The organism is Streptomyces sp. NPDC059003 (genome assembly GCF_042740445.1).
Classification (GTDB): domain Bacteria; phylum Actinomycetota; class Actinomycetes; order Streptomycetales; family Streptomycetaceae; genus Streptomyces.
In genome coordinates this window covers 1-7397 of record NZ_JBHYJH010000284.1, presented here as the reverse complement: position 1 = coordinate 7397, position 7397 = coordinate 1, and the positions used below count along the sequence as shown (strand labels likewise).

At 71.1% G+C, this 7397-nt stretch carries 10 protein-coding genes; 5 read left to right on the top strand and 5 right to left on the bottom strand.

The genetic code is table 11. The features are described from left to right. The coding region (locus ACFWZ5_RS43440; protein WP_384892603.1) for a hypothetical protein at positions 1 to 1277 on the top strand (1277 nt) is incomplete at its 5' end. Between the two features lie 501 nt (positions 1278 to 1778). Here the strand turns inward: ACFWZ5_RS43440 and ACFWZ5_RS43435 are convergent. Genes ACFWZ5_RS43435 through ACFWZ5_RS43425 form a run of 3 tightly spaced genes read right to left on the bottom strand, consistent with a single transcriptional unit; the run spans position 1779 to position 3612 of the window. Next, positions 1779 to 1907, bottom strand: a complete 129-nt coding sequence (locus ACFWZ5_RS43435) for a hypothetical protein (protein WP_384892600.1) — start codon at positions 1905 to 1907, stop codon at positions 1779 to 1781. After that, positions 1904 to 2842 carry a helicase-associated domain-containing protein gene (locus ACFWZ5_RS43430; protein WP_384892597.1) on the bottom strand — a complete coding sequence of 313 codons (939 nt, stop codon included), beginning with the start codon at positions 2840 to 2842 and terminating at the stop codon, positions 1904 to 1906. The genes ACFWZ5_RS43435 and ACFWZ5_RS43430 overlap by 4 nt, the downstream gene beginning before the upstream one ends. Then, positions 2839 to 3612: a hypothetical protein gene (locus tag ACFWZ5_RS43425; protein ID WP_384892594.1), complete on the bottom strand. Its 774-nt coding sequence runs from the start codon at positions 3610 to 3612 to the stop codon at positions 2839 to 2841. The genes ACFWZ5_RS43430 and ACFWZ5_RS43425 overlap by 4 nt, the downstream gene beginning before the upstream one ends. 72 nt (positions 3613 to 3684) lie before the next feature. On the opposite strand from ACFWZ5_RS43425, the gene ACFWZ5_RS43420 reads away from it, so the two are divergent. The 4 genes from ACFWZ5_RS43420 to ACFWZ5_RS43405 all read left to right on the top strand — a co-directional run bounded on the left by ACFWZ5_RS43420 (position 3685) and on the right by ACFWZ5_RS43405 (position 5997). Then, a complete protein-coding gene (locus ACFWZ5_RS43420; protein ID WP_384892591.1) occupies positions 3685 to 4005 on the top strand; it encodes a hypothetical protein in 321 nt (106 codons plus the stop codon). Then, positions 4002 to 4421, top strand: a complete 420-nt coding sequence (locus ACFWZ5_RS43415; protein WP_384892588.1) for a hypothetical protein — start codon at positions 4002 to 4004, stop codon at positions 4419 to 4421. Before ACFWZ5_RS43420 ends, ACFWZ5_RS43415 begins: the two co-directional genes overlap by 4 nt. A gap of 81 nt (positions 4422 to 4502) precedes the next feature. Beyond that, on the top strand, positions 4503 to 5543 hold the full coding sequence (locus ACFWZ5_RS43410) for a hypothetical protein (RefSeq protein WP_384892585.1): 1041 nt from the start codon (positions 4503 to 4505) through the stop codon (positions 5541 to 5543). Positions 5544 to 5655: 112 nt separating this feature from the next. Then, entirely contained in the window at positions 5656 to 5997 is a 342-nt protein-coding gene (locus tag ACFWZ5_RS43405; protein WP_384892583.1) for a hypothetical protein, read from the top strand. A 78-nt stretch (positions 5998 to 6075) separates the two neighbouring features. Here the strand turns inward: ACFWZ5_RS43405 and ACFWZ5_RS43400 are convergent, their stop codons facing one another. Both ACFWZ5_RS43400 and ACFWZ5_RS43395 read right to left on the bottom strand, forming a co-directional pair. Continuing rightward, positions 6076 to 6231 carry a hypothetical protein gene (locus ACFWZ5_RS43400; RefSeq protein ID WP_384892580.1) on the bottom strand — a complete coding sequence of 52 codons (156 nt, stop codon included), beginning with the start codon at positions 6229 to 6231 and terminating at the stop codon, positions 6076 to 6078. 231 nt (positions 6232 to 6462) lie between these two features. Continuing rightward, positions 6463 to 6900, bottom strand: a complete 438-nt coding sequence (locus ACFWZ5_RS43395) for a hypothetical protein (protein ID WP_384892578.1) — start codon at positions 6898 to 6900, stop codon at positions 6463 to 6465. Between the last annotated feature and the right edge of the window lie 497 nt (positions 6901 to 7397).

Sequence of the window (7397 nt, the reverse complement as noted above, 5' to 3'; positions counted from 1 at the left end):
GCTGGGGCGACGAAGAAGACGACGATGGCTCAGGAGAGGGCGACGCTGCGGGGCTGGTGCGGCTGGCCCCGGTGGAGCAACTCTGGCCCGCCCGCAACCCGGAGATCGGGGAGCTGGCCACGGCGATCCGGCATCTGGGGCGCTCGGGCCGTCCGGAGGCGGCGGCCTCGCACGCCAACGGGCTCGTCCAGCGCTGCGCCCAGCGGCTTGGAGGTGACCATCTGGGCACGCTCGCCGCTCGGCAGGCCGCAGCGTACTGGGCAGGGGAGACGGGCCGGATGAGGGAGGCGGTCCAGCTGACCAAAGCCGTTTGTGAAGACTCCCGTCAGATGCTCGGCGCCGACTCGCCTTACACACGTCTGAGTGAGCGGCGGCTCGTCTACTGGGTGGGCACCGCTGGCGACTGGTCTGGCGCCTGGCACCCCGCCAACAGGCTGCTCACGCGTTGGGAAGGCGATCCGGCTGTGGACACGCTGGACCTCAGCCTGGCCCGGATCGACGCATTGTACGCGGCCGCTCAAGTCAGGGGCTGGAACTCTGCGGTTCACTACCTTCGCCATGAGATCCCCGGTCTGTCTGAGCTGTTGGGTCCGCACCACCCGATTGTTCTCTGGGTGAGAGCCAGCGTCGTCGAGGGCCTGATCCGCTGCGGTGAGACGGCGGAGGCCACCGACTGCGCCGTCAATCTGGTGGAGGACACCGAAGGGCGGTTCGGCGCGGACCACCAACGGGTGCTGTGGGCCCGGTCGGCGCTGATCTCCGTGCTGCGCGGGTCGAAGCGCCTGTCCGAGGCGGTCGACGTCGCCCATGTCAACGCCACGGAGGCGGACCGCATCCTTGGGTACCTGCACCCCGAGGCAGTGAAGATCAAACTCGCCTATGTCGAATCGTTGCACAACGAGGGCGCTGTCACCGAGGCCCAGGAAGTCGGGCACGAACTCCTGGCAACGGCGAACGCCTGCATGAGTTGGGACAGCCTCAGCATGTTGCGCATCCGGCTCGCCCTATTGAAGACCGGCGACGCGGAAGGTGGTGGCAGCCGTCCGGTTGTGGATGCAACCCCTGAGAGCCTCTATACGGACGCCCGTCGCCTGCTTGGGCCCGACCACGAAGTGACGCTCAGGGTCCGCTTGTTATACGCGTCCCGCAGTAGCCCGCGGGATCGCGCACAGCGCCTCGCTGAACTGACCGAGGATTGTGTCCGGGTGCTCGGCATCGGTCACCCGCTCACTGCGGAGGTGCAGATGGCGTTCGAGGCAGCGTCCGACGCCCATTAAGTCTAACTATGCCTCTGAACCCATAGCCCAGGGTCGGGACGTTGCCCGCATCCCCGCGATGACACACGGTCACGAGCAGGCTCTACTCCAGGAGGAATTGGCGACACTTGAATAGACGAGCTCACCAGTACCAAGCACACCACGCCCGCTTCACATCGACGCGAGCGCCATCGCCCTCCACGTCCCACCCCGTCTGCGACGAGCCGCCCCGCCACCAGGCCGCATCTGCGTCGGCTCCAACGGGGCCGGACCCTGCGAAGTCAGCGAGCAGGGCCATGGCCGGTCGCAGCCCGGGCTGTTCGGCCTCCCAACTCCACTCCTGCTCGTGCCAGGTCCCTGTGCGCTCATCCGTGCTCTCGTTCATGACGATCACTCTCGTGCCCACACGACGCACAGGCCCCTGGAGCGGCGCGTCCGGGCGACAGGCTGTCCTCTCGTCAGGCGGTACGCGATGATCAGGCTCGGCCGCGAGCACCACGCGGCCCCATGGCCAAACGCGGGTTAGCTTCTCTTCCCGCTGCGGGGCACGGGGAGGGGCAGCACGAGCCGCAGGGAGTTCAGGTACAGCGGCAGGTGGTAGCTCCGGGCCGTTCCGGTGAGGGCGTGGCCTTTCAGCATGGGTGCGGTCACGGTGACCGTGGAGTGCCCGCCGTTTCCGGTGCGGTACTCGATGTGCACCCGGCCGCAGGAGTCGATCGCGGCGGCAAGCGCCGTGCAGTCCGCCGCACCCAGGTCCGGGGCGAGCTCGCTGATCTGGCTGGCCAGCGACTCCGTGCCCGGCTCCTCATCGGCGGGCAGCGCGGCGACCCACGTCGGGTAGTCCTTCGGCGGCTTCGGGCGCCGGCGCGCAGCTGCGGCGGCGCCTCGTACGCCTCTCCCCCGCCGCGCACCGGGGCCAGTTGGGCGGCGAGCTGCTCCCGACGGCCGGACGGTGCGTACCCGGCGTCGCGCAGTGCCTTCAGCACGTCCTCCTGGTCCGCCTCGGCCAGGAGGACGGTGGGGCCGACCTGGCTCAGTCCCAGGTGGCGCAGCTCGCGGCGGTGGGCGAGCTCGGTGGCCAGGGCCTCGCTGTGTAGGTCCAGGACGGCGAGCGCCTGGCTGACGGTGATGTGCCCGTGGCGGTTCGCGGTGTCGGTGATCAGGTACGTGACGGTCTGCGGGATCGGGGTGCTGGAGACGGCCTCCAGACGGGCCCCAGCCTTGGTGGGGTCCGCGTTGGGGTGGGTGTCGAAGTAGCGGCGGACGCTGGTCGGGGTGATCCGCCAGGACTGGGTGTGCGCGTCGCTGCGCTCCAGGTCGCACAGGTCCTCGAGGACCGCCGTCAGGTCGGGGGTGGGCACACCCGCGACGACGACTAGATGGTCGGCGAGGACGGCGGCCTTGTCCTGCAGGGGCAGCAGCGCGGTCGCCACGGCGAGCAGCTGCTCGCTGTCGGCCCCGTCGGCCAGGGTCCGGCCCAGGCCGGTGAGCGCGCCGTCGGCCGCCAGGGCCAGTAGTTCCAGCTCGCGCATGACCACCGCGGTCACCGTGTCCGCCTCCAGTTTCGAGGAGCACCAGATGCTCATGTAGCTGAGCAGGCTGTCGTCACTGAGCGGCGGCCGGTGTCGGTACGGGGCGAAGGCGGTGGGCTGCGGTAGTAGACTGTGGCGGCTAGCTCCTGGTCGACGAGCGTGCCCTGCCCGGCCGGGAGTTGAGCGAGGACCCGCAGCACGGTGCGCCGGGCCTGCCAGGCGTGGCGCACCGTGGCGCCGCTGCTCAGCGTGGTCGCCATCTGCTGGGGGCGGTTTGGGTCCGGCAGGGACAGCAGCGGCAGCGCGGACAGCCCGGGCAGGGCGCGGCCGAGGTCGGCCAGGCGGGCGGCGGGCTCCGCCCTGTTCCAGGCGGCGGCCTGCTTGGTGGGCTGCCACCGCCCGTGCCGGGCCTCGATCAGGTCCAGGCCGTCGGCGAGGTGCAGCCACAGCCGGGCTTCCCCCTCCGGGATGTGCAGCAGCCGGCCGAGGCGCCGCACCTCCTTCACGCTGATCCCGCCCTTCTTCAGCGCGGGCCAGGACGGCTCGGCGAAGACCTCCAGCAGCTTGTCCAGCCACCGCAGCGCGGCCGCGGCCGCCGCCGTGGCAGTGTCCTGCTCGCTGACCGGCCGGGTCTTGGGCACCGGCGCCACCATCATCAGCGGGGCCGGGCCAGTTGGCTTGGGGTCGCGGTGGGTTCGTCGCCCCAGCACCGCGTAGAACAGGCTCGTGGCGGACGGGTGGATCAGCACCTGGCCACCGTGCGCAAAGGCCAGCAGCCGCGCCTCCGGGGAGGCGAGGACTTCGGCGACCCGCTCGGCGCTCACCGCTTTTCCCCCCCCGAGCAGCGCCTCCAACTCCGTCCTCGAGCAGGCAGCGGAGACACGGTGGTGCTCGGTGTGACCGGTCGCCGACACCGCCGCCTCCAAGAGCTGCAGCTGCCCCTGCACGTCCTGGTGTACGACAGCCTCTCCGGCGCCGTGGTGCGCTACGAGAAGCGCTTCTACTGGCCGGCGGCCGACCTGGTGCCGGACCAGGGGATCTACCCGGAGGGCACCGCTCTGCCGTTCGCCCGGCTCCTGGCCTCCCACGGCGTGGAGTTGCCGTTCACCACGTTCGATCAGGCCCGGTACGAGCGCGTCGCCGAGTTGGCATTCCACGGAGCGCTCTACGACGCGGCCACCCAGGGCCTGACCTACGCCGAGGAGGTTTCCTCGTGACGGCCCTGGGTGAGCGGCAGCAGGCCAAGGCGTCCGAGGCAGCCCCCTCCGAGACGTGGCTGGCACGCACCGCGCGACGGGAGGTGGAGCGGCGCGAGGCCCACGAACTGGCCGACCGGATCCGCCGGACGCTCGCCGTCGAGCTCAACGACCGCCAGGTTGAGGGGGGCGGCTGGCGCCACCGGGTCACGCCCGTGGACTTCGTGAGCGTCACGCTGGAGCACTCGAGCGGGATGAGCCTGTCACTCATTCACGAGCGCAGCTACCGCAAGGGCGCGGCCAGACGACGGCTGACCGTCCGCGGCGGCTACCCCAGCGAGTACTACGAGTGGCGGGCCGAGCCCGTCACCGTCGGCATCGACACCTCGCCCGACAGCAAAGCCCGCCACATCATCGAGAGCCTGCTGCCCGGCTAACAGCAGACCTTCGGCACCGCCCTGGCCCGGCAGCGCGAGGCCCAGCAAGACACCCGGAACCGGCAGGCGCTCAACCGGCGGATGCGCGAGGTGCTGCCCGCGCTGAGGGCCGCACCGTACGAGCAGCCGCATGCCGTCGATGCCCGCAAGCAGTCGTTTTGGTCCCCGACGCAGCACCGGCCCGACGGCTCCACCGCGCCGCAGGCGCACTGCTCCGGCTCCGTGCGGCTGACCGAGGACGCCTCAGCGGCCGAGGTCCTGAAGCTGACCGGCGTGCCCGCCGACCTCCTCCTGAAGATCCTCGACCTGGTCAACGCGCAGACCGCCCTCGAAGGACGCGTCATGCCCCGGAAGATCGAACCCAAGCGGCCCGAACTGCCCGCCGCGTCCCAGGTCATCCCCGCCTGGGCCGGGACGCAGACCACTGCAGGAAGGCAGTCCGCACCTTCCGCCCACCCACCAACTCACGGAGAACTTCGTCATGCCCATCACCACCCCGGCCGGGGCCGTAGAGGCCGCCCGCGCCTTGGCGAACGCACCGGCCCGCTCGCCACCCTGGCCGCCGGCACCGTCCCGCAGTGCTTCGGCCCACTCCGGATCCGCCTCGACGAGCTGCGCACCAACGCCCTCGCTGCCTCGACCATGCTGGGTCACTCGGACGAGCCCGACGATCCTCTGAAGGAGCTCGGCAGGCAGGAGATGACCGCGATCTTCAGCGGCGTCGCCAAGCTGAAGGCTTGGGTTGCGACGCGACAGTGCCGGGCGGCGGTGTGCGAGTGCCGCGCCGACCGGCTGTTGCGCTCCCTGCTCGAAGACCAGCTCATCGGCGTGCAATCCGGCTACCGGCCCGCCGACCGGAGCCGCCAGCGACGCCCGGTCGCACTCATGGCCGGGTACAGCACGGCGGCCGCCGACGGAACGCGGCCGCCGTACGTCCTCGTCGACTTCCGCAACAACATCGCCCACGCGGTCCGGGACCACTGCGGCTGGCGCGCCCGGCTGATCACCGATGGCGTGGCCACGCCGGTGTACACATCTCCCGGCTATCCCGAAACGCCGGTGAGCCACTACTACGACGACACCCAGGCCTGCGCGGCGGCCGTCGCCGCTGCCCTGCAGTAGTCCTGAGCGACTTCCGGCAGGCCGCGGGGCCCCCGCCGGGGTCCCGGACATTAGGGTCGGTCTTCAGTTCGGGTGCGTCCGGTGGGCGCGGCCGTAGATTCACAAGGAGCGAATGTTGGACAGGACGTACGTCATAGACCAGCCCTTCACCATGGGCGTGGACGGCCGCGAGCACGAGAGCGGGGCCCCGGGGGACCTGGCGGAAGCGGGGCAGGAACTGTTCACGCTCCTGGAGACGTACCTGGCCAACCCGTCGTCGGCGGAGGCCAAGACGGACCTCTTCTACGCCCGCGAGAAGCTCACCCTGGCGGTCACCGGCTGGGCGCACTGGGAGGAGAACGACCGCAAGCTCCTGAGCGAGGTCCTCGACGCGGCCGGTGCGATCGAGTACGGGCGGGCGACGACGCTCGACGCGGTGAAGGCCGCCCTCGACAAGCTGATCTGCTTGCCGTGAGCGGCCCGAGTCCGCGCCCGGAGGTGGGCGCGGACTCAGGCGCGGCGCGGGCACCAGCCGTCGATCCTGCGGCCCCGGTCAGTGGCCGAGGACGTCCAACTGCTCCTGCGCCACCACATACGCGTCGTCGCTGAGGGCTCCGATGGCCTTGAGCCCTGCGACATAGGCGCGCAGCCGTCCCGGTTCGCGTAGCGCCTGGGCAACGACGGCCCTGCCACCAACGGACCGCCCCACTGCATCGGGTCGTCGCCGAGATCTGCCCGAGCCGCTCTGCGGCGGCGCGAAGGGGGCGCTGCCGCTCATGTTCGGCACCGTGTCGGGCGCGGCGCTCCTCGTCGTCAGCCTGCTGCTCCCGCTTCGAGGCCGCGTACCCGGCATCCCATTCCGGGAAGTCAATGTGCTCGGCGATGCGGCGGCGCAGCACATTGAGCGCTCCGAGGCGGCCTATCGGTCGGCCAGGGACGTTCAGGCGCATCGTGCGGTCCTGGGCGTGCGCCTGCGGCTCCCCGAAGGCGCGCAGGTCGCGCTATACGCCCAGTAGCCGGTCGGAAGCTGGCACTCGACGACGGTGATCGTGCAGGCCGTCTTGGCGGTCACGCGGGCCACCGTCGTCTCGCGGTCGGCGACCGCCTCTCGGGCGGTGAGGTAGCGCAGCAGGTCGAACTGACGGGCCCGGCGCCGCTGGTCGAAGATCACCACCAGGTCATCGACTTCGACGTCGGCGGCCGTTGTGACGGCCGGGGCCCTCAGCGCCGCCGCCAGGGGCCGCATCCTCCCCTTCTGCTTTTGCCACCTCGTGTAGTATGAGGGCAGCGCGTCATCGTGCGTCCACAGGCTTGCCGCGATCTGCGCGGCGAGCTGGCCCGTGCTCGGGCGTACGTCCTCGTGGATCTCGACGGTCATGGAAGTTCCCTCCGGCCTTGGGTTGGAGCGGCGGATGGTCGCCGCGGTGCCGTTGTGGCGATCCGGAAGGTAGGCCGGGCCGGACCCAGTAGCCCGGCCACCGCGAATCTCCCACGCCGGAGGGACCGGTCTCTTGGCCGTTCAGCCTGGGCACTTCCCCGGCCGTCGCTGGTGGCGCTGCCACCGCGGAGTGACCTCGAGGAGGCGCGTTCCGGCGCCGCCGGTGTGGGGGCGGGCTGGCCAGGATCCAAGGTCGTACGCTGGCGCGGTCTCACGGACGCACCTCGTGCCCGGTGGCCGAGCCGCAGGCGCAGGCGCAGGGCACCCCGCTGTCCGGATGCGTCGCTCCCGGACGGCGATCCGGCCCCGAGGTACCGCCTGATATGGGCGTGGTCTCAGAGGTGTGGCCCCAGGTGGGTACATCCGTCACTGTGACCGGTCTGGCGCGCCGGGGGTCGCCCGAACCCAAGGCGATGCCCGGCGCGCCCCCCCCCCGC